This window comes from Pseudoalteromonas sp. UCD-33C (assembly GCF_001306895.1).
Lineage (GTDB): Bacteria > Pseudomonadota > Gammaproteobacteria > Enterobacterales > Alteromonadaceae > Pseudoalteromonas.
Window position 1 is genome coordinate 342,047 of record NZ_LJTB01000004.1, and the last position, 20,736, is coordinate 362,782.

The following is a 20,736-nucleotide window of genomic DNA, read 5'->3' on the forward strand; positions in this document are numbered from 1 at the left end:
ATAATAGCCTTATTCAGCAAACAGTTATCACAAAACGATGCAAGGCAATCTATCTATTCGCTCTTACAGTACTAAGCCTGTTAGTCATAGCCATGACTATCATCAACTTGTACTGCCTTTAAAAGGTGTGATTGCTATTAGTGTGGGTGATTTTCAAGGTAAAGTCGCCCCCGGTGAATGCGTGGTTGTCAAAGCCTCGCAAACGCACCTGTTTACCGCAATGCCAGAAGCCCGGTTCGTGGTGGCCGATATGCCAAAGCTACCAGATAACCTGGCCACTGCTGAGCGCTGCGTGTTTGCTATTAATCAATCACTTTGGGCATTTTTGCAGTTTGTGGCAAAGCAACTTGAGCAAGCGGTTAATAATGAGTTAGAACTTGCCATGTTTAACACCTTCGATTTGCTGCTAGCTGAGCAAATTATGCAGCCTAAGGTCGACAGCCGAATTAGCGAGGCACTGCTTTATATTGACAGTCACTTAAGCATTGCTCTTCACATCAAACACCTTGCCAGCATTGCCTGTTTAAGCCCAACGCAATTTAAGTTGCTGTTTAAGCAACAAACCGGATTGACTGTCATGAACTATGTAACCAAACAGCGAATGGAAAAAGCCCAAGCCTTACTCAGCCATACCGACTATCCGTTACAACGTATTAGTGAGTTAGTTGGTTACAATGAGCTTTCGTCTTTTAGCCGCAGTTTTTCAAAGTACTTTGGTTTATCACCAAGTAAATTCAAAAAATAACTTTAGTTTTTAACGTCAACAAAACCGTCCTTTTTGTCAAAAATTGCACATCAATTCTGATTATGCTTTTGATATCTTAAATTTAAAGCGAATCACCAATGAACCATACCATCGCGACCATTGCCGTTTTAGTTGCCAGTGTGTTTTGGGGCACAACGGGTACAGCCGCAAGCTTTGCACCAGACATAAGCCCTTTTGCAATAGGAGCCTTTGCGATGGGATTTGGCGGGGTATTACTTTGCCTAACCTCACTAACTCAGCTAATAAACAATGCGAGTACACTGCGTAAGCATTACCCTCTACCCCTACTAGGCTCAGCCTGTGTGGCTATATATCCTCTAGCATTTTATACCTCAATGAATAGCGCTGGCGTAGCAATTGGCACTGTTGTTTCGATTGCCAGCGCCCCTTTATTTACCGTCTTATTGGAATACTTAATTGAGAAAAAGCCTTTTGCAACTCGCTGGCTAGTCAGCTTTTGCTTTGGTGCAGTAGGCATTTGCTTAATCGCGTTAGGCAAAGACTCACACTCTGCTGCTAAGGGGCTGTTTAGCCAAAACATCGGCATTTTACTTGGCTTAATTGCAGGGCTTACCTATGCGGGCTATTCATGGGTTGCCAAACGTTTAATTAGCAACGGCGTTCATTCAAGAGCGACTATGGCAAGCCTATTTGGCGGCGCTGCATGTGTACTCTTGCCTTCGTTATTGATCACTGGAGATACGCTTTTTGCCACAGTTACTAATACCAGCGTGGCGCTTTACATGGCCATAGTGCCAATGTTTTTAGGTTATTGGCTATTTAGTATTGGCTTAAAAACCATAGCTGCGAGCCAAGCCGTGCTCATTACTTTACTTGAGCCTATTATCGCCACCGTACTGGCTATTGTTATTTTAAATGAGCAATTTCAGCAAATTGGCTGGCTTGGAATTGGTTTAGTGGGCGTTAGTTTGGTAATTCAAACGGTCAATATTAAGCAGTTCGTGATACACTGCAAAAAACGCATATTGACGATTTAAGATGAGAAAAGACAGCCGACTATCGCGGGTTTTACATGTGCTGATCCATTTAAACAGTTACAGCCACCCTGTTACATCAGAGACATTAGCAAACATGTTAATGACCAACCCTGTGGTTGTACGCCGTACTATGGCGTTACTACGTCAAGCGGGTTATGTATCGGCAATAAAAGGTCACAATGGCGGCTGGCTACTGGCCACTCCCTTAACAGACATCACTTTATTTGATATTCACCAAGCGCTTGGCGAAAAGAACCTATTTGTAATTGGTCTAACCGATGAGCACAGCAACTGCCCTATTGAGCATGCAGTTAACAGCGCCCTGCAAAATGCGATGGATGACGCAGAAGCACTGTTATTAAAACGTTTTGCTGAAGTGTCGCTTGCAGAGCTTGCCAGTCAATTTAAAAAGTAGGCTTACCTTGAAAAACTTGGTGACTTCACAAACTTATACAACACTGTAATTGGCAGGGGTTTACTAAAGTAATAGCCTTGTACTTGAGAACACTCAAGCTCTTTCAGTATGTTCAGCTGCTGCTCGCTTTCAACGCCTTCAGCAATTGACTCCATATTTAACGCGCTGGCTAAATCAATCATGGCTTTAACAATTGCCTTATCAGCATCGCTGGGGTTTTCTAAATCATCAATAAATGATTTGTCTATTTTGAGCTTATCAAGCGCAAAGTCTTTTAAGTAATTCATTGATGAGTAGCCTGTGCCAAAGTCATCAATCGACATTTTAAACCCTGCTTCACGCAGTTTAGTAATCGTACTTAAAGCAAACTGAGGGTTACCAATGGCAATTGTTTCCGTTAATTCAAGTTCAATACATTCAGGCTCAATAGAGTAAGTTTGTAATACCGAAATTAAATCACCAAGCAGCTGCTTTTTAACAAACTTCGTTGCCGATAGATTTATTGCAAAGGTCATTGCTGGCATATTGTCATCTTGCCACTGGCGAATTGTTTTAACAGTATTTTCGAATACCCAGTCATCAATTTTGCTAATGAGGCCACTGCTTTCAGCAATGGGAATAAACTCAGCAGGTGATACATTGCCTAATGTTTCGCTGTGCCAACGTAATAATACTTCAACAGCCACCACAGCACCTGAGGCAATATCAATTTGCGGTTGAAAGACTAAATAAAGCTCATTATCTTCAAGGGCAAAATTAAGAGCATTGATGATTTGTAATTGCCTAAGCCCAGATTTATTCATTTCTTCGGCGTAAAATAACGCATTGTTTCTACCTAACCGCTTAACCTCAAACATCGCTGATTCAGCCATTTGCAATAGGGGCTCAAATTCTTTACCATCAATTGGAAACAAGGAAACCCCGACCGATGCTGTAACAACAATGAGTTCATCATTTATTGTAAGTGGCTCACTGATCACTTTTAATAAATCGTGGCTGCTCTTATTTATAGCGCCGGTGGAGGTATAGGGCGTGATAAATGCAAAGCGGTCGCTTTGCAGCCGTGAAACCATAATATGCTCACCCATAAAGTTACAAATTCGCGCACTCAAGCTTTGTAACACTAGGTTGCAACTTGCCATACCCAATGCTTTATTGAGAATTTTAAAGTTATCTAAACCAATTAAAATAAAGGCTGCTTTTGTATCTGCTTGAAGCTTAATGGTTTGTTCAAATTCCATCTGCAACTTGTCTTGGTTTGCAAGCCCCGTTAGCTGATCAAAATAAGAAAGTTGATGTATGAGGGTTTCACTTTCGACTTCTTTGGTTACATCATGCTGAAACGAAATGTAGTTACTTACCTTCCCTTGCTTATCCATTATTGGGTAAATGGTCGTTTGCTCAACAATCACCTTACCGTGCTTGGTCATGTTAACCAAAGCACCCACCCAGGCTTTTCGATTTTTTAAGTGCTCCCACATTGTTTGATAAACAGCTGGTTCAGTTTGACCGGCACTGATTTTATGCGGGCTCTGACCTATTAGTTCATCATACTCGTACTGACACATATCGAGGTAAGCGCGATTCATATACTCAATTTTTGCATCTGTATTGGTAAACATAATGGGGTGTGGGTTTTGCTCAACCGCTTGAGACAATATGTGCATGCGTTTGTTTAGAGTAATTTTATGAAACCATTGCCACACTGACTCAGCCCAAACCGTTAGCATGTTTTTATCTTGTACACTAAACACCTTGCTTTGATGCTGCAAAATAATGGCCATATGGCACTGACTATGGCGTATCACTGGCACCACTAACAATGAGTTAGAGTCGCCAGGTAACCCGTATTCTTTCGCATGTTTTCGGTTAACAATGACAGCTTGCCCTGCCGCAATTTTGCCTTGTAACTTTTCAGTGCACACATCAAAAACATTACCTTTCTGGGCTCGATAATCATGTTGCTTTTGTTCGTTACAAATAAACAAGGCTGCGCCATCGCAATTGGTAATTTCGAGGGCTTGATTAACAGCATAATTCAACAACACATCTTGATCGTCTTGAAACGAAATTTCGGTTAGCTGTAATAAACCCCTATTAAATTTACTTTGCTGAGCAAGTGCCGCCATACGCCCAACTTTATCCGACACATCGCGGGCGTTTACTAAATACGTTGGTCCATCATTATCGTGTTCGAACAAGGTAATCGAAAATTCAAAATGAATAACCCAACCATTTACGCTAATGGGTAAGGTATTGACCAAACAAACAGCTGATTTTTTTGCCTCCATTAGCGTGCGCATAAAATCTTGCGCATCAGATTTTTCAAACATACTACTAATATTTTGCCCAACCATCGCTTTAGTAAAGACATGGCTATCGGAGTTATCACTGAAGACTTCGCGAAAAGTACCGTCTTTTTCTAGCTCAAACACAGAGTCTGGCAGTGCAGTAAGTGTTGCTTTTAACTGATTAGAGGAGTTATCTAGTGCTGCATACGGTTTAGTTACAGTTTCAACAAAGAGGATTTTATACAGTAAAAAGTAGGTGAGCCCTTTATATACATGCCCAAAAAAATTAAAGGTGTTGGTGGTATGCGACGCATCATTAGACACCACAAAACAGGCCTCACTTAAAATAGCTAATAGGCAAACTAATGTTTTACCGGCAATATTTAAATTTGTTCTGGGCTTACGAAGTTGTGTCGAAAACATCAAAACAGCGGCACCGTATAGCGCTAAAACAAGTAGATCAATTAAAAACTTAATATGGCTACCACCGACTCCTTCTATGTATATGTCTGGCAGTAAACCTGGAAAATAAAAAAGAGAGCTTGCAATAAACAAACTAAAAAGCAGTAAAGAGGTAAGTAAGGCACGCGCATTTAACGGTTTATATTTAACCCAAATCCCTGCTGCAATAATTAAAAAAGCAGCTCCATTAAATAACCGAGCAATGAGCCAAAAACTTAATACCAAGTTCATGTCTGCATTGCCTTCGTGCATGCTGTCAAAAGCTAAAAAGTGCAATGAATCAAAAATGGCAACGCACAACATGGTGCAAGAAAGTAATAACAGTTTGTAGTTATTGGTGAAATGCCAGGTGTTCCAACCAATTGCAAAAATTAAAAACGAGATCACAACTGAGAACAATTCGACGCTCGTATGCATTGCTACATAAAAAGGAATAGCAGCAATAAGCCCTAATCGCTCAAGTAGTAAGACAATAGCCAGCAGCAATACCCCTACCGCAACATAAGGTACTGTGTGTAAAAGCTCTTTATGATGTGATGGATGAACAACGTATTTCACTATAGTTTTTGACTATGTTTAATTATTACCCTTAGAAAAAAGAATAGTAAAAATAGCTAGTAACGACAGTGAAATACCAAAAAAAGATGAGATCAATGCGCTAAGTATGACTTAGCGCATCTTTTATTATGCTTTTTTGAATGGATTACGGGTATCTTGGTCGGCATCTAGATTACGCATTAAGATTGCGTGATCTAAATCGATATCTTCTGGCAGAGGAATTTTAACAATATGACCAGAGCCTTTTGCATCGCTAATGGCTTCGCCTTTTTTGTTTTCCATAAAATCCAACTTAAAGTTGATGTTGCCTTTTGGTGTCATAAGCTCAAGTGAATGACCAGTACAAAACTTATTTTTAACATCAATTTCAACTAAGCCATTATCGTTGCGACCTAATACTTCACCGACAAACTGCTGTTTATCTGATACCGAATGACCGTACTCATAGTTTTGATAGTCTTGATGTGCATGGCGTTTTAAGAACCCTTCGGTGTAGCCGCGGTGCGCTAAATTCTCAAGAGTTTTAAATAAGTTTGCGTCAAATGGACGGCCAGCAACGGCATCATCAATGGCTTTACGATACACTTGTGCAGTACGAGCAACATAGTAGAAAGACTTGGTACGGCCTTCAATTTTTAAACTATGCACGCCCATTTTCGTCAGTTGATCAACATATTGAACTGCACGTAAATCTTTTGAGTTCATAATGTAAGTGCCATGCTCGTCTTCAAAAGCAGGCATGTACTCACCAGGGCGCCCTTGCTCTTCAAGCATGAATACTTCGTTACTTGGTGCACCATCACCTAGGGTTGGGATCACCGCTTTAGGGTCAATTTTATGCACCATTTCGCCGGTTTCATTCTCGGTGCCTGGTTTCACATCGTAGTTCCATCGACATGCATTGGTACACGTTCCTTGATTTGGATCGCGTTTATTTATATAACCCGATAGCAAACAACGGCCAGAGTACGCCATACAAAGTGCACCGTGAACAAACACTTCAAGTTCTGTATTTGGGCATAGTTCACGAATTTCAGCGATTTCTTCAAGCGATAATTCGCGCGATAAAATGACTCGTTCAATACCCTGCTGAGCCCAAAAGTTCACTGTGGCATAGTTCACCGCATTGGCCTGCACAGATAAGTGAATAGGCATATCTGGCCACTTTTCACGCACTAACATAATAAGCCCAGGATCAGACATGATCAGCGCATCTGGCTGCATCTCAATGACAGGCTCAATATCGCGTAAATACGATTTTACCTTGGCATTGTGAGGAGCAATGTTCGACACCACATACAACTTTTTATTTTGCGCATGGGCTTCGTTGATACCAACTTGCAGATTATCTAGGTCAAACTCATTGTTACGAACACGAAGGCTATAACGAGGCTGGCCAGCGTAAACGGCATCTGCACCATAGGCAAAGGCATAACGCATATTCTTTAAACTACCCGCAGGTGATAACAACTCAGGCGTAAAAGGACGAGGGGTCAAAATAGGTGACGACATGAAAGCTCCACACATCGAACCGAGTACAAGTCGGTTGCATGAATTAATACGATAATGAAGCGCGGCAGTATAATAACCTGCCCAGTAATTTTATTGATCTAGATCATGATTGGTGAAAACTCAGCAAACAAGCTGTGTGCCAATAAAAAGAAAAAAGGTGACCAATCCTATGGCCACCTTTTTAGATCAAACTCAATTAACTATCCAGGGTAATTGGTTTGGATTTGCTAATGTTAACAGCCAAAAAAGCTACAACATATATTCTTTAATAATTATGTAGTTATATTATATGCTAAATGTGATTTTTTGATTACAAAAACTACAACAACAGCACTTCTTCAGTTTCAAGCGCAAAGGTTTTGCCGTTTGCAAAACTAATATCGATATAAAAAATATGGCTACTTTCAATTTCAGGAGCTTGGTTAGGTTTTAGTTCAATAAATATAGGTGCAATAGTGGGGAATACGCTTGTGAAGTCTTCTACACTGGCATAGTTGCCATCACTGTAATAATCAAAATCATTAACAAACATCTCTGTGATATCAAACACGCTATTTAAACTCGTACCCGCGGTGAATTCATTGTTGTAATCAGCGCTTGAGTAAATATTAATAGCTGTAATGGTATTCGCGCTCCCTAGTACCACAGCTGGGATAGCACACTCTGCATACTCTTTATTAGGGTCGGGCTCATTTCCTTCACTATAAACACCTTCACCAACACCGCCTAATTTAATGGTATAGGCATCATAGGCGAGTGCTGTATTAGCTGCGCTTTGCTCTGGGGTTACAACATAATTATTAATATCGATTGCAATGGGGTAAGGAGAGCACTCAAGCTCATCGTTTGAGTCTGAATTACAGCCAGCTAAACAGCTTGCAAATAAACTAGTCAGTAAAAGATTTTTCATTATTGTCCTTATTAGTTTTATCATTTCCTGAGTTAATAATTGCCTATAAAATAGCCCACAACAAGTACTTAACTGCTAAAATTCGCTCACACTTTATACCCGCGTTGCTATACATGGTTAGGGTTCATGAAAATGCCATCAAATGACTATTTAATTAAATTAGGAATTTTCACGTAAAACGCGTATAATTCGCGCCCGTTAATATTTAACCTTTTAAATTTAAAATTATTGGAGCATAAAGATGGCTTTAGAGCGTACTTTTTCAATCGTAAAACCTGATGCAGTTGCTAAAAACCACATCGGTGCTATCTACAACCGTTTCGAAACTGCGGGTCTTAAAATCGTTGCAGCTAAAATGGTTCACCTTTCAAAAGAAAAAGCTGAAGGTTTCTACGCTGAGCACAGCGAGCGTCCTTTCTTCGGTGCTTTAGTTGAGTTCATGACATCTGGTCCAGTAATGGTTACTGTTCTTGAAGGTGAGAACGCAGTACTTAAAAACCGTGAAATCATGGGTGCTACTAACCCTGCTGAAGCACTAGCTGGTACTTTACGTGCTGACTACGCAGACAGCATCGACGAAAATGCTGTTCACGGTTCTGACGCTGTTGAATCAGCTGCACGTGAAATCGCATACTTCTTCGCTGACGAAGAAATCTGCCCACGTACTCGTTAATTTCGAGTTCACAGCTAAGTCTGTGATGCAGAAGAAAAAGGGCTTTCGGGCCCTTTTTTAGTCATTAGCTAAGCTTATTGTAAATATGTTTAGCTAATGACTAAGTCGATTAAATAATGTACAATCGCGCACCCAAACTACTTACCACCGTCACTGATTGAGGTTGTTTCATGACCACTGAAAAAAAGATTAACTTATTAGATTTAAACCGAGATGCAATACGTGAGCTTTTTGTATCATTCGGTGAAAAGCCATTCCGTGGCGATCAGGTGATGAAATGGATTTATCATTTTGGCGTAGACAATTTTGACGACATGACAAACGTCAACAAAAAGCTAAAAGAAAAACTAAAAGCTGAATGTGAAATTGTTGCTCCTGAAATCTCAGTTAGACAACAGGCAAGTGATGGCACCATCAAATACGCCCTGATGCTACAAGGTGGCCAAGAAGTAGAAGCTGTTTGGATCCCAGAAAAAGACCGTGCAACATTATGTGTTTCATCACAAGTAGGTTGTGCCCTTGAGTGTACTTTCTGCTCAACAGCACAACAAGGCTTTAACCGTAACTTATCTGTATCTGAGATCATCGGTCAGGTATGGCGTGTTGCAAAAGACATTGGTTTAAACGGCGATAGCACTAAGCGACCAGTTACTAACGTGGTAATGATGGGTATGGGTGAGCCATTACTCAACCTTAAAAATGTAGTACCAGCAATGGAACTTATGATGGACGACTGGGGTTTTGGTTTATCAAAGCGTCGCGTTACTTTAAGTACCTCTGGTGTGGTGCCTGCTCTTGATTTATTAAAAGAGAAAATTGACGTAGCGCTGGCTATTTCACTTCACGCGCCAAACAATGAACTACGTGATGTACTGGTACCAATTAATAAAAAGTACCCTATCGAAGAGTTCTTAGCGGCGTGTCGTCGTTATATTGATGGCTCTAAAGCAAACAAAGATGTGACTATCGAATACGTGATGCTACAAGGTGTAAACGACAGCACAGATCAAGCACACGAATTGGTTAAAACATTAAAAGGAACACCTTCAAAAGTGAACCTAATTCCGTTTAACCCATTCCCAGGTAATGAATATGGCCGTTCGAGCAACAGCCGCATCGACCGCTTCTCTAAAGTATTACAAGCAGCGGGAATTACCTGTATTGTTCGCCGTACCCGTGGTGATGATATTGACGCAGCTTGTGGGCAATTAGTGGGTGATGTTGTAGACCGAACTAAACGTTTAGCGAAAAAGAAAATGCGCGAAGATAACGCTATTGCGGTAAATGTTCACCAAGCATAAGCGTAATTTCTAAAGATAAGCCTTTGTGACAAACTCGTTATTTTTAAAATAATAGATGCAACACAAAGGCTTTTCGGTAAGATAGGCATACGGAATCAAAGAAGAGATTAGGTAATGCGTTCTATACTTGCCATTACTGTTGGTGCATTCGCATTAACAGGGTGTGTTACAGAAAACAGCTACGAAGGTAGCGACAGACCCGTTGTTGAAAAACAGGTTAATAATACCGGTGCTGCCCGTACTCGTATCGCCCTTGCGTTACAGTACTTAAAAACGGGCAACAACTCGCAAGCAAAATATAATTTAGAACGCGCCGCAGATTTTGCACCTGACCTCCCAGAAGTTCACTACTCTTTAGCTTATTACTATCAACAAGTTGATGAACCTGAGCTAGCCGATAAAGCCTATCAACGCGCACTAAAAATCGCCCCTAATGATCCGAACACCTTAAATAACTATGGTGTCTTTTTGTGTGGCATTGGCGAATATGATCGCGCTGCAGAAGAACTTCTTAAAGCGATTGCTGTTCCTAGCTATATCCGTGTAGCTGAAAGTTACGAAAACTTAGCCTTATGTGCGATTGAATTTGATGATTTTGAAAACGCAGAAAAATATCTAAAATCTGCGCTAAACCACAGCTCGCAGCGTCCATCATCAATGATTAGTCTTGCTGGTTTATATTACGCAAAAAGCGATCTTCACAAAGCTGAAGATATCATTGAAAGATACGAATCGTTAGGCCGCGTAACCCCCCGCGCACTCATGCTCAGCTACTTAATTCAGCAACGGATGGGCCATATTGAAAAAGCCGAAACAACGGCAGGTATCATTTTACAAACCTACCCAGGTTCGAGCGAAGCAAAAGCAATTACTACAGGGCGAACTAAACGCTCAGAATTTGAAGTTCTACGTGAAAAATACCGTCAAGCGCAGCTTGAAGAACTGAAAATCTCAAGCGATAACAGCACGGTTAGCAAAGATCAGCCAAAAATTCGCATCGTGAAAAGAAAAGCGCCTGCTAAACAAGCTGTTGTTGCACAGGCGCCAGTGGCTGCTACCGGGCAAAGCCTTGTAAAGACCACAAATGTTCCAACAACTAATGAACAAACTTCTCTAGTTGAGCAGCCAACTGTAAACAAAACTCAACCCGAGCCACAAACTGTAGCGCAAAGTAATAAGCAGGTGCCTACTGAGGTAAACTCAGACAGCGAAGAAAAGCCCGTAACAGAGACACTCGCCTCTTCTCAAACAGTCAATACAACGCCAGAGACACTCACACAGCAAACTGACGAAGGTTTCCAAACGGTTAGCTCTCGAAAAGTTGAACAGGCTGCTGTTATTGCAAAGCAACAAACAAGTACGCAAAGCAATGATGAAGTGACCATAGTGTCATTTGGTGCACCGCAAACGCCAAGCGTTCAACAACAAACGCCAGCAAACTCGCAAAATACCAAAAATGATGCCAGCACTGTGGTGTTTTACGAAGCAGAAAAAGACGAAAACGTATTTAGTGGCAGTCAAACAACGACGTCAACCGCCAATAGCACTGACTTTAGCGTGACAAACGAGCCGCTTAACTTACCCATGCTGAACGCAAATGTACCGGCGCTGAATATCCCGTATCATATTATTGAAAATGGTGAAAACCTCTTTAGCATTTCGGTGCGATACAATGTTAAACTACAGAAGATTTTGCTGTGGAATGGCTTAAAAGAATCGGATCGTGTACAAAACGGTACTCGCATTTATTTGAACGATCCGAACATTTATCACGACATCAATGATGGCGACACACTCTTTAGCATAGCCACACAGCATAGCGTATTGATCGATCAGTTAATGCGCTGGAACAAATTGAGCCCAGATGTCGCCCTAAAACCTGGGCATAGACTCTTATTGGTAGATCCAGACTCATACGCATTATGAATGAAGAAAACAATTTAGAACAACCACAAGAAACGCTCGGCCAAGCGCTAAAAAAGCGCCGCGAAGACGCAGGAATGAGCCTTGAGCAACTTGCTGGTGCATTAAAGTTATCAGTTTTACAGTTACAACGACTAGAAAACGACGAGCACGAACTACTAGGCCCTGCGACCTTCGTAAAAGGTTATATCAGAAGCTATTGCCGTGAGCTTAGAATCGATAGCCAAGCCATGCTTGAATTACTGCCAGAGCACGTTGAGCCTGAGAAAAAGTCAAAAATGCAGAGCTTTTCTCGCCGCACAGAAAAAGAAGCACATGACAGCCGTTTAATGCTGTTTAGCTACTTTATCTTAGCGGTGATCATTGGTTCGTCTGTGTTTTGGTGGTGGCAAAATAGCAACCAGAATATCGAAGAGCCGGTCACGACTGCGATGCCAAATCAGCTCGAAAGCAGTGATATTTCACCCGACTTAGCTGTAGAAGCGCCAGTTGAAGAAACCATTCAACCACTCGCTGAAGGCGAGCAAGAAATCGTTCAGCCTGAAGCTGATGCGCCAACGACCAGCAACGAAGCACAAAATCAAGCTGCATCACAAAACCAACCTGCTGCTCAGCCACAAACTGAAAAGGCTGATCCTGAGCATAGCGAAGTGGTGATGCACTTCAATGAAGATAGCTGGGTAGAAATTCACGATGGCAACGGCGATCGTATTGCTTTTGGTGTTAAAAAAGCAGGTTACATTATGACAGTAACCGGCCCACAGCCGTTTAATGTAGTATTAGGCAAGCACCAAGTAGTCGATATTACTTTTCAAGGTCAAGCCGTCGATACCTCACATTTTGCCAAAAATCGCTTAGCTAAATTTACTTTACCGTTATCAGAGTAACCGCAATGTTTTCAGAATCTCCTATTAAACGCAGAAAATCGACCCGTATTAACGTAGGTAACGTGCCAATTGGTGATGGTGCGCCAATTGCCGTTCAGTCGATGACTAACACCAACACCCTAGATATCGATGCAACGGTTGCACAAATTCAAGCTATTCAAGATGCCGGCGCCGATATTGTGCGTGTGTCTGTACCTACCATGGAAGCAGCTGAAGCATTTAAAAGCATTAAAGAACAAGTCACTATCCCGCTGGTAACAGATATTCACTTTGATTACCGTATTGCATTAAAAGTGGCTCAGTATGGTGCGGATTGTTTACGTATAAACCCGGGTAACATTGGTAGCGAAGAGCGTATTCGTGCCGTTGTAGACTCTGCACGTGAGCATAACATCCCTATTCGTATTGGTGTTAATGGCGGTTCATTGGAGCGCGATTTACAAGAAAAATACGGCGAACCAACACCAGAAGCACTGCTTGAATCAGCTATGCGCCACGTTGAGATCTTACAACGTTTAGACTTTGACCAATTCAAAGTATCCGTTAAAGCGTCAGATGTATTTTTAGCGGTCGGTGCATATCGATTACTTGCCAAAGAAATCGACCAGCCACTGCATTTAGGTATTACCGAAGCAGGCGGTATGCGCTCAGGTTCGGTTAAATCGGCTGTTGGTTTAGGTATGCTACTTGCCGAAGGCATTGGTGACACATTACGCGTATCACTTGCTGCCGATCCGGTACAAGAGATCAAAGTGGGTTTTGATATTTTAAAATCATTACGCATTCGCTCACGCGGTATTAACTTTATTGCCTGCCCGAGCTGCTCACGCCAAGAGTTTGATGTGGTAAGCACCATGAACCAACTTGAAGAGCGCCTTGAAGACGTGGTTGAGCCTATGTCAGTGTCGGTGATTGGTTGTGTAGTTAATGGTCCTGGCGAAGCGCTGGTTAGTGATATCGGCCTTGCTGGTGCGAACCGTCGCTCTGGCTTATACATCAATGGTGAGCGCCAAAAAGCACGTATCGATAACGATAACATTGTCGACCAACTTGAAGGCTATGTGCGCGACTTTATCGCTAAAAAAGAGAAAGAAACGCCAATCGACATCAAAATCGTTGAATAATTCGCATATACTCGGCAAACCCTTGGGTTTGCCGTTTACCTTTACTGCTTAGACGGTATAATGACGGGTCAATTTTTTAGTTTTTCTTGAGGCGCGATTTTTTCAGCGCAAGTACAGTATTTAGGATTTATAAGTGGCAAAACAAATTCAGGCAGTTCGTGGTATGAACGATTGTCTGCCAGGCGATACGCAAATTTGGCAGAAAGTAGAAGACATTTTACGTGAAACAGTTTCATCGTTTGGTTATCAAGAAATTCGTTTTCCAATTGTTGAATCAACCGACCTATTCAAACGCTCTATCGGTGAAGTAACCGATATCGTAGAAAAAGAGATGTACACCTTTGCTGACCGTAATGGCGATAACTTAACTCTTCGCCCTGAAGGTACCGCAGTGTGTGTGCGTGCAGGTAATCAAAACGGTTTACTGTATAACCAAGAGCAACGTTTATGGTACATGGGTCCAATGTTCCGTCACGAGCGTCCACAAAAAGGCCGTTACCGTCAATTCCACCAATTTGGTTTAGAAACATTCGGCATTGCCACTGCCGATATTGATGCAGAAGTTATTTTGCTAACAGCCCAATTATGGAAAGAGTTTGGTATCAGTGAACACGTTCGTCTTGAGCTTAACTCACTGGGTTCAAATGAAGCGCGTGCAGACTACCGTGATGCACTTGTTGCTTACTTAGAGCAACACGTCGATGTACTTGATGAAGATTCTAAGCGTCGTATGCACACCAATCCTTTACGTGTGTTAGATAGCAAAAACCCTGATGTACAAGCCATTTTAACTGATGCGCCTAAACTATCTGAGCACTTAGACGCTGAATCAAAAGAACATTTTGAAAATTTATGTGAACGTTTAGACGCTGCAGGCGTCGAATACACGGTAAATGAAAAGCTTGTACGTGGCCTTGACTATTACAACCGCACCGTTTTTGAGTGGGTAACTGATAGCCTAGGTGCACAAGGAACCGTTTGTGCCGGTGGTCGTTACGATGGTCTAGTTGAACAACTAGGCGGTAAAGCAACACCAGCGGTTGGTTTTGCAATGGGTCTTGAGCGTTTAGTGTTATTACTTCAAGCGCTCGAATGTGTAGGTGACATCCGCCGTAGTGCTGATGTATATTTGGCAGCCATGGGCGATAAAGCCAGCATTCAAGCGCCTATCATTGCCGCTCAATTACGTAAAGATGTTGCAGGTCTTCGTGTTATGGTGCACGCAGGCGGTGGCAACTTTAAAAAGCAATTAAAACGCGCAGATAAAAGCGATGCTCTAGTCGCAGTTATTATCGGCGAAGATGAATTAGAACAAGGCGTTGTGACTATTAAGTACTTACGTGAGCGTAAAGAACAAGTCACCTTAAAACTAGAAGAAGCGAAAACGCTACTAGCTGAGCTTATTTAAGCCCAGCTAGCAACAGAGGTAAGCATGGAAATTTATTCAACAGAAGAACAACAAGAAGAAGCGATCAAACGCTTTTTCCGTGAAAATGGTTTAGCACTTGCAATTGGTATTGTTGCAGGTTTAGGTGGTTTATATGGTTGGAAAGCTTATAACCAAAACCAAATCACCACAGCTGAGAAAGCATCTGACTCTTTTACACAACTTGTTGAAAGCGGTGCCGTGCTAGAAAAAGCGGATACGTTTATTAAAGAAAATAGCGAGTCAAGCTACAGCACGCTAACAGCATTTGTTGCGGCAAAAGAAGCCGTTGAAAAGAATGACCTTGATGCAGCAAGCGAAAAGCTTAACTGGATCATCACCAACGAGCAAAACCCTGAGCTTAAAGCAACGGCAACAACGCGCCTTGCTCGTGTTCACCTTGCGCAAAAGCAATATGAGCAAGCGCTAACAACGCTAAATGCCCAGCTTCCAGCATCATTTACTGCTGCAGTCGCTGAATTAAAAGGCGATGTTTATGCTGCACAAGGCGACAAAGACCAAGCTCGCAGCCAATACCAAGCTGCGGCTGATAATGGCGGCCTTGAAAACAATCCGTTATTACAAATTAAACTTGATGACTTAGCACAAACTAGCCCAGCGGCGTAAGGGGTTAAGATGAAGAAGTTAACAGCGGCAACACTTGCTCTGTGTATCGCGACCCTGACTGGGTGTTCGTCAAGTGATGACGAAGATGAACTGGTACTGCCTGAAATTGTTAATCAATTTGAGACAGAAGTGGTTTGGCAAGAATCAATTGGTGATGGTGTTCAGCATTATTTCTCGCGCTTAACACCGGCTATTCATAACGATGTTGTGTATGTAGCAAACCGCGAAGGTGAAGTTGAAGCCCTATCGCTTGAAAATGGCGATACGCTATGGGAAACCGATGTCCGTGAGAACCCAGCCTTTTGGCCGTGGGAAACCACAGAAAGTGCCAAGTTATCGGGCGGTATTTTACAAGCTTACGGCAAAATCTTCGTTGGTTCTGAGCATGGTTACTTAACTGCTCTTGACCGTGAAACAGGTGAAATTGTTTGGCGTAAAACAATGCCAGGCGAAGTACTTGCTAAACCTGCTGCAGGCGACGGCCTAATTTTTGTAAACCTAGGCTCAGGTAAGTTATTAGCTGTACACCCAGATACAGGTGAAGAGCGTTGGAGCTTTGAACAAGAAGTGCCACCATTGACGTTACGTGGTCAAAGTTCACCAACTGTAGCCAACGGTGGTGTATTGCTAGGCCTTGAAACAGGTAAATTAAGCGTATTAATTTCTGAAAATGGTTACTCTGCGTGGAGTGCTGAAATTGCTTCGCCAAAAGGTGCCTCTGAGTTTGAACGTTTGGTTGATGTAGATACACAAGCATTAATTAGCGGTCCATATGCCTATGCAATCGCCTATAATGGTAACTTAGCAGCCGTTGATATTCGTTCTGGTAATGTTGTTTGGAAACGTGAGTACAGCAGCTACCGTGATTTATCGATGGATAGCCAGTCTATCTATGTTGTAGATAGCGATGGTGTTGTTTACGGCCTAGATAAAACATCAGGTATTGAGCGTTGGAGCCAACCGGCACTGCGCGGCTGGTACTTAACTGGCCCTACCGTGGCTGGTAAATATTTAGCACTAGGTGACCAAGAAGGTAACCTACACTGGTTAGACAAAGAAACGGGCGAGCTTGTATCGCGCGAAGACTTTGACAGCTCAGGTTTCTTTATTGAGCCAGTTGTTGCCGGTGACAAATTAATTTTATACACCCGAGATGGTGAAGTTAGCGCGGTTAAAATTCCAAACTAACTTACTAATAGTAAACGTTATTTTTCTAAGGCTTCGCTTGGCGAAGCCTTTTGTTGTTTTTTTAAGAGGTAGTTTATGCTTCCCGTGATCGCTCTTGTTGGGCGACCCAATGTGGGCAAATCCACATTATTTAACCGTTTAACACGTACTCGTGACGCCCTCGTAGCCGACTTTCCAGGCTTAACACGAGATAGAAAATATGGCCAAGCTGATTACGATGGCTATGAATTTATCGTGGTAGACACGGGTGGTATTGACGGTTCTGAGCAAGGTATCGAAACTGAAATGGCTGAGCAATCGCTACTAGCGATTGAAGAAGCCGATATCGTGCTATTTTTAGTTGATGCCCGCGCAGGTATGACCGCCGCAGACCAAGCGATTGCTAACCACCTTCGTAAACAACAAAAGAAATGTTTTGTTGTGGCAAACAAAGTTGATGGCATTGATGCAGATTCATACTGTGCAGAGTTCTACCAGTTAAGCTTAGGCGACGTACATCACATTGCAGCGGCTCACGGCCGTGGTATCACGCAATTACTTGAAACAACTCTACAGCCTGTTATTGCAGAACTTGCAGGCGAAGCTGAAGAGCTTGAAGAAAGTGATGACGAATTGGTTGATCTTTACAGCGAAGATGAAGAAGGCGAAGACAACCAGCAAGCCTTTGCTGACAAGCCAGTAAAGCTTGCTATTATCGGTCGCCCTAACGTTGGTAAGTCAACACTTACAAACCGTATCTTAGGTGAAGAACGTGTAATCGTTTACGATATGCCGGGTACAACCCGTGACTCTATCTATATTCCGATGACACGTAACGACAAAGAGTACATTCTTATTGATACTGCGGGTGTTCGTAAGCGTAAGAAAGTAAGCGATGTTGTAGAAAAATTCTCTGTGATCAAAACCCTTAAAGCGATTGAAGACGCTAACGTGGTATTGCTTGTGGTTGATGCGCGCGAAGGTATTTCTGATCAAGATTTAAGCTTACTTGGTTTTGCCTTAAACGCAGGTCGTTCATTGGTTGTTGCTGTTAACAAATGGGACGGCCTTGATGATTACGTTAAAGAACGTATTAAGTCAGAGCTTGACCGTCGTTTAGGTTTCATCGATTTCGCACGTTTACACTTTATCTCAGCTTTACATGGCACAGGTGTAGGTCACTTATTTGAATCGGTAGACGAAGCGTACGAGTCAGCAACTAAGCGTATCAGCACAGCGATGCTGCGTCGTATCATGGATATGGCACAAGCTGATCACCAACCGCCACTTGTTCGTGGTCGTCGTGTAAAACTTAAATATGCTCACGCAGGTGGTTATAACCCACCACGTATCGTGATCCACGGTAACCAAGTTCATGACTTACCAGATAGCTACAAACGCTACCTAATGAACTACTACCGTAAAGCATTAGGTATTATGGGTACGCCAATCAAAATTGAATTTAGAGAAGGCGATAACCCATACGCGGGTCGCACTAATAAAGTGACTTTATCGCAAAAACGTAAAATTCGTGCATTTGCGAAAGAAAACCGCAACAAGTCGTAGCTACTACAGCTAAGCTTTAAGTATTAAAAAAACCTTGTGAGTATGACTTACAAGGTTTTTTTATTGCTAAAACTATGCTTTATTTAATAAACGAACAATAAATAGAGCAGCATAAATGGTATTTTTAAGTCAGGTTATTTACGTCGATAACGTAGAAGAAGTACTCGACTTTTACTATCAAGCATTTGGTTTAAATACCAACCATATCAGTGACGATGCCGAGTACGGTGAACTTGTTACAGGGTCTGTAAAACTTGCTTTTGCGACCCACCCGCATGCGCAGTCATATTTTAAGCAAGGGTATATTCGTGCCCACCCTAAGCAACCTGCACTAGGCTTTGAGCTAAGGTTTAGCTGCCATAATTTAGTCGAAAGTTACGATAAAGCTGTACTTGCTGGTGCTGAGCCATTATGCCCGCCAACTAAAAAAGACGCCCAGCATTATGCGTATGTTCGTGCTATTGAAGGCACTTTAGTGTGTTTAGTAGAAGATTAGCTTTTTGTAAGGTCCGTTTTTGTTAGGTCAGTATGCAGCTCAAGGGTTAACTCGCGTAATAACTCGATTCGCTCCACACTCATATTTGAGCGTGCCATTAACTTCGCCGTTAATTCTTCAGCATCAACTTTAAGTTGCATGCCCTGCTCTGTTAACGAAATTACTTTTTTACGCTTATCTTCATTTGATACCTGACGAGTCAATAAACCTTTGCTTTCTAGGCGCTTAACTATTGGTGTTAAGGTGCCTGAATCAAGGTGCGTGTCATGAGAAAGCGCTTTTAAGCTCACTTGGTTATTATACCAAAGAGAATGCATCACAATATATTGCGGATAGGTTAAGTCATAAGCTTCGAGGATTGGTCGAAACGCTCTGATCAGCGAAGGCAAGATTAAATCTGAAGAAACGATATACCACGGTATTGAAAATGCCGTTGATGCATTTCTTGGTCTGTTCGAAGGTAAAAATAAAGGAAAAATGCTGGTTAAGCTTTAACGCTTAATAACTAATAAAGCCTGTATCTTAGTTGGTACAGGCTTCTTTTTAGGCAAGTTTAAAAAATACGATTGCCGCAACAAGCATCACCTTGCGCTTACAAACCTTCATACTCGGCCTTCCTTGGTTTTAAAATTTGCTTTCTGCATTTAACCATATTCCAACAATCTGTTTCAGGTACGCCGTGATACCACGCTTTAAAAATAGGTTGATACTTTTCAATCACACGTTGTTGCATGCTTTCTGAAAAATGGGGTAAATAAACCGTTTTAGTCAACGTAATGTGCCTTTTAATCACCTTTCCTAAATTAAAACGCTCTTGGCGATACATTATGTCTGCTTCTTTAAATTCTCTGCTATCAGGTGTGAATTTTTGCATCTCTTGTTTATAGCCAGTCGCCCAGCCAGCTGCTTTATTCATTTGTTCAGCAAAGGGCTTAACAGTAAACGTTACATAAATGGGGTCATCAGCATCGGTGGGCGCAAAACCTCGAGTAAAGACGATGTAGTGATAATTAGGATGAGTAACTTTAAAAAGAATTGTTGCGTAGGCATTAGCTTGCAATAGGTCTAACCGCTCTCGCGGGAAGGTAATTGGCTCATTGACATAGCTCGTTTTTAGATATCTATAACCAGAGTCTATGCCACAACTACTATGACCACACGACTCTGTGTACACAGACTCTATTAAAAAAGGAAACTCCGACACTGAGCCATCTTCTGTTTTAATTGTCACAACGATGGGCCCGCGATAACCATGGGCCTTATCGAGTACTGTAGTGCAACTTGTTGTAAACAAACAGGCCAGTAACACACAATGAAATTGCACCATCACCTTGCGCTTACAAACCTTCATACTCGGCCTTCCTTGGTTTTAAAATTTGCTTTCTGCAGTCAACCATATCCCAACAATCTGTTTCAGGTACGCCGTAATACCACGCTTTAAAAATAGGTTGATACTTTTCAATCACACGTTGTTGCATGCGTTTTGAAAAATGGGGTAAGTAAACCGTTTTAGTCAACGTGATATGCCTTGCAATCATCTGTCCTAAATTAAAACGCTCTTGGCGATACATCATGTCTGCTTCTTTAAATTCTCTGCTATCTGGTATGAATTTTTGCATCTCTTGTTTATAACC

The 20,736-nt window shown here is 42.0% G+C and carries 18 protein-coding genes and 1 pseudogene; 13 read left to right on the forward strand and 6 right to left on the reverse strand.

Translation table 11 applies throughout. The features are described from left to right. The first annotated feature begins 37 nt into the window (after positions 1–37). The 3 genes from AOG26_RS11540 (at position 38) to AOG26_RS11550 (ending at position 2,179) form a co-directional block, all read left to right on the forward strand. Positions 38–745 carry an AraC family transcriptional regulator gene (locus AOG26_RS11540; RefSeq protein WP_054562622.1) on the forward strand — a complete coding sequence of 236 codons (708 nt, stop codon included), beginning with the start codon at positions 38–40 and terminating at the stop codon, positions 743–745. 98 nt (positions 746–843) lie between these two features. Then, positions 844–1,764, forward strand: a complete 921-nt coding sequence (locus AOG26_RS11545) for a DMT family transporter (protein WP_054562623.1) — start codon at positions 844–846, stop codon at positions 1,762–1,764. A 1-nt stretch (position 1,765) separates the two neighbouring features. Continuing rightward, the gene (locus AOG26_RS11550; RefSeq protein ID WP_054562624.1) at positions 1,766–2,179 is read left to right on the forward strand and encodes an Rrf2 family transcriptional regulator; all 414 of its coding nucleotides are present in this window, start codon (positions 1,766–1,768) and stop codon (positions 2,177–2,179) included. 2 nt (positions 2,180–2,181) lie between these two features. On the opposite strand, the gene AOG26_RS11555 is transcribed toward AOG26_RS11550, so the two are convergent. The 3 genes from AOG26_RS11555 to AOG26_RS11565 form a co-directional block, all read right to left on the reverse strand. Next, positions 2,182–5,490: a bifunctional diguanylate cyclase/phosphodiesterase gene (locus tag AOG26_RS11555; protein WP_054562625.1), complete on the reverse strand. Its 3,309-nt coding sequence runs from the start codon at positions 5,488–5,490 to the stop codon at positions 2,182–2,184. 126 nt (positions 5,491–5,616) lie between these two features. Beyond that, on the reverse strand, positions 5,617–7,002 hold the full coding sequence (gene trhP, locus AOG26_RS11560) for a prephenate-dependent tRNA uridine(34) hydroxylase TrhP (RefSeq protein WP_054562626.1): 1,386 nt from the start codon (positions 7,000–7,002) through the stop codon (positions 5,617–5,619). A 319-nt stretch (positions 7,003–7,321) separates the two neighbouring features. Continuing rightward, positions 7,322–7,912 (reverse strand): DUF5034 domain-containing protein, encoded by a 591-nt coding sequence (locus AOG26_RS11565; RefSeq protein WP_054562627.1) that lies wholly within the window; start codon positions 7,910–7,912, stop codon positions 7,322–7,324. Positions 7,913–8,153: 241 nt separating this feature from the next. Here AOG26_RS11565 and ndk point away from each other — a divergent pair, with 241 nt between their 5' ends. The 10 genes from ndk (at position 8,154) to AOG26_RS11615 (ending at position 19,102) form a co-directional block, all read left to right on the forward strand. Further along, on the forward strand, positions 8,154–8,585 hold the full coding sequence (gene ndk, locus AOG26_RS11570) for a nucleoside-diphosphate kinase (RefSeq protein WP_036972405.1): 432 nt from the start codon (positions 8,154–8,156) through the stop codon (positions 8,583–8,585). Positions 8,586–8,755: 170 nt separating this feature from the next. Continuing rightward, complete coding sequence (locus AOG26_RS11575; protein WP_054562628.1) at positions 8,756–9,886, forward strand: bifunctional tRNA (adenosine(37)-C2)-methyltransferase TrmG/ribosomal RNA large subunit methyltransferase RlmN; 1,131 nt, start codon at positions 8,756–8,758, stop codon at positions 9,884–9,886. 114 nt (positions 9,887–10,000) lie between these two features. Beyond that, entirely contained in the window at positions 10,001–11,812 is a 1,812-nt protein-coding gene (gene pilW, locus AOG26_RS11580) for a type IV pilus biogenesis/stability protein PilW (RefSeq protein WP_054562629.1), read from the forward strand. Further along, positions 11,809–12,696: a RodZ domain-containing protein gene (locus AOG26_RS11585; RefSeq protein ID WP_054562630.1), complete on the forward strand. Its 888-nt coding sequence runs from the start codon at positions 11,809–11,811 to the stop codon at positions 12,694–12,696. Before pilW ends, AOG26_RS11585 begins: the two co-directional genes overlap by 4 nt. Before the next feature lie 5 nt (positions 12,697–12,701). Beyond that, positions 12,702–13,820: a flavodoxin-dependent (E)-4-hydroxy-3-methylbut-2-enyl-diphosphate synthase gene (gene ispG / locus AOG26_RS11590; protein ID WP_054553525.1), complete on the forward strand. Its 1,119-nt coding sequence runs from the start codon at positions 12,702–12,704 to the stop codon at positions 13,818–13,820. 133 nt (positions 13,821–13,953) lie between these two features. Beyond that, positions 13,954–15,228 (forward strand): histidine--tRNA ligase, encoded by a 1,275-nt coding sequence (hisS, locus tag AOG26_RS11595; RefSeq protein WP_054562631.1) that lies wholly within the window; start codon positions 13,954–13,956, stop codon positions 15,226–15,228. 24 nt (positions 15,229–15,252) lie between these two features. After that, positions 15,253–15,873, forward strand: coding sequence for a YfgM family protein (locus AOG26_RS11600; protein WP_054562632.1), 621 nt, complete (start codon positions 15,253–15,255; stop codon positions 15,871–15,873). 9 nt (positions 15,874–15,882) lie between these two features. Then, the gene (gene bamB / locus AOG26_RS11605) at positions 15,883–17,061 is read left to right on the forward strand and encodes an outer membrane protein assembly factor BamB (protein ID WP_054562633.1); all 1,179 of its coding nucleotides are present in this window, start codon (positions 15,883–15,885) and stop codon (positions 17,059–17,061) included. 75 nt (positions 17,062–17,136) lie between these two features. Then, positions 17,137–18,606 carry a ribosome biogenesis GTPase Der gene (der, locus tag AOG26_RS11610; protein ID WP_054553521.1) on the forward strand — a complete coding sequence of 490 codons (1,470 nt, stop codon included), beginning with the start codon at positions 17,137–17,139 and terminating at the stop codon, positions 18,604–18,606. Positions 18,607–18,721: 115 nt separating this feature from the next. Continuing rightward, a complete protein-coding gene (locus tag AOG26_RS11615) occupies positions 18,722–19,102 on the forward strand; it encodes a VOC family protein (protein WP_054562634.1) in 381 nt (126 codons plus the stop codon). On the opposite strand, the gene AOG26_RS11620 is transcribed toward AOG26_RS11615, so the two are convergent. The 3 genes and pseudogenes from AOG26_RS11620 to AOG26_RS11630 form a co-directional block, all read right to left on the reverse strand. Then, positions 19,099–19,491: a MarR family winged helix-turn-helix transcriptional regulator gene (locus tag AOG26_RS11620; protein ID WP_268795238.1), complete on the reverse strand. Its 393-nt coding sequence runs from the start codon at positions 19,489–19,491 to the stop codon at positions 19,099–19,101. The two genes, AOG26_RS11615 and AOG26_RS11620, sit on opposite strands and share 4 nt — an antisense overlap. 203 nt (positions 19,492–19,694) lie before the next feature. Beyond that, a complete protein-coding gene (locus tag AOG26_RS11625; RefSeq protein WP_054562636.1) occupies positions 19,695–20,453 on the reverse strand; it encodes a hypothetical protein in 759 nt (252 codons plus the stop codon). Then, positions 20,440–20,736: pseudogene (locus AOG26_RS11630) on the reverse strand (hypothetical protein); the annotation flags it as partial. The gene AOG26_RS11625 and the pseudogene AOG26_RS11630, both read right to left, overlap by 14 nt.

Excerpts from the sequence above, each read along its gene's own strand:
- AOG26_RS11600 (WP_054562632.1), top strand. The coding sequence starts at position 15,253 with ATGGAAATTTATTCAACAGAAGAACAACAAGAAGAAGCGATCAAACGC.
- pilW (WP_054562629.1), top strand. The coding sequence starts at position 10,001 with ATGCGTTCTATACTTGCCATTACTGTTGGTGCATTCGCATTAACAGGG.
- AOG26_RS11585 (WP_054562630.1), top strand. The coding sequence starts at position 11,809 with ATGAATGAAGAAAACAATTTAGAACAACCACAAGAAACGCTCGGCCAA.
- ndk (WP_036972405.1), top strand. The coding sequence starts at position 8,154 with ATGGCTTTAGAGCGTACTTTTTCAATCGTAAAACCTGATGCAGTTGCT.
- ispG (WP_054553525.1), top strand. The coding sequence starts at position 12,702 with ATGTTTTCAGAATCTCCTATTAAACGCAGAAAATCGACCCGTATTAAC.
- der (WP_054553521.1), top strand. The coding sequence starts at position 17,137 with ATGCTTCCCGTGATCGCTCTTGTTGGGCGACCCAATGTGGGCAAATCC.
- AOG26_RS11625 (WP_054562636.1), bottom strand. The coding sequence starts at position 20,453 with ATGAAGGTTTGTAAGCGCAAGGTGATGGTGCAATTTCATTGTGTGTTA.
- AOG26_RS11565 (WP_054562627.1), bottom strand. The coding sequence starts at position 7,912 with ATGAAAAATCTTTTACTGACTAGTTTATTTGCAAGCTGTTTAGCTGGC.
- trhP (WP_054562626.1), bottom strand. The coding sequence starts at position 7,002 with ATGTCGTCACCTATTTTGACCCCTCGTCCTTTTACGCCTGAGTTGTTA.
- bamB (WP_054562633.1), top strand. The coding sequence starts at position 15,883 with ATGAAGAAGTTAACAGCGGCAACACTTGCTCTGTGTATCGCGACCCTG.
- AOG26_RS11545 (WP_054562623.1), top strand. The coding sequence starts at position 844 with ATGAACCATACCATCGCGACCATTGCCGTTTTAGTTGCCAGTGTGTTT.
- AOG26_RS11615 (WP_054562634.1), top strand. The coding sequence starts at position 18,722 with ATGGTATTTTTAAGTCAGGTTATTTACGTCGATAACGTAGAAGAAGTA.
- AOG26_RS11575 (WP_054562628.1), top strand. The coding sequence starts at position 8,756 with ATGACCACTGAAAAAAAGATTAACTTATTAGATTTAAACCGAGATGCA.
- AOG26_RS11540 (WP_054562622.1), top strand. The coding sequence starts at position 38 with ATGCAAGGCAATCTATCTATTCGCTCTTACAGTACTAAGCCTGTTAGT.
- AOG26_RS11550 (WP_054562624.1), top strand. The coding sequence starts at position 1,766 with ATGAGAAAAGACAGCCGACTATCGCGGGTTTTACATGTGCTGATCCAT.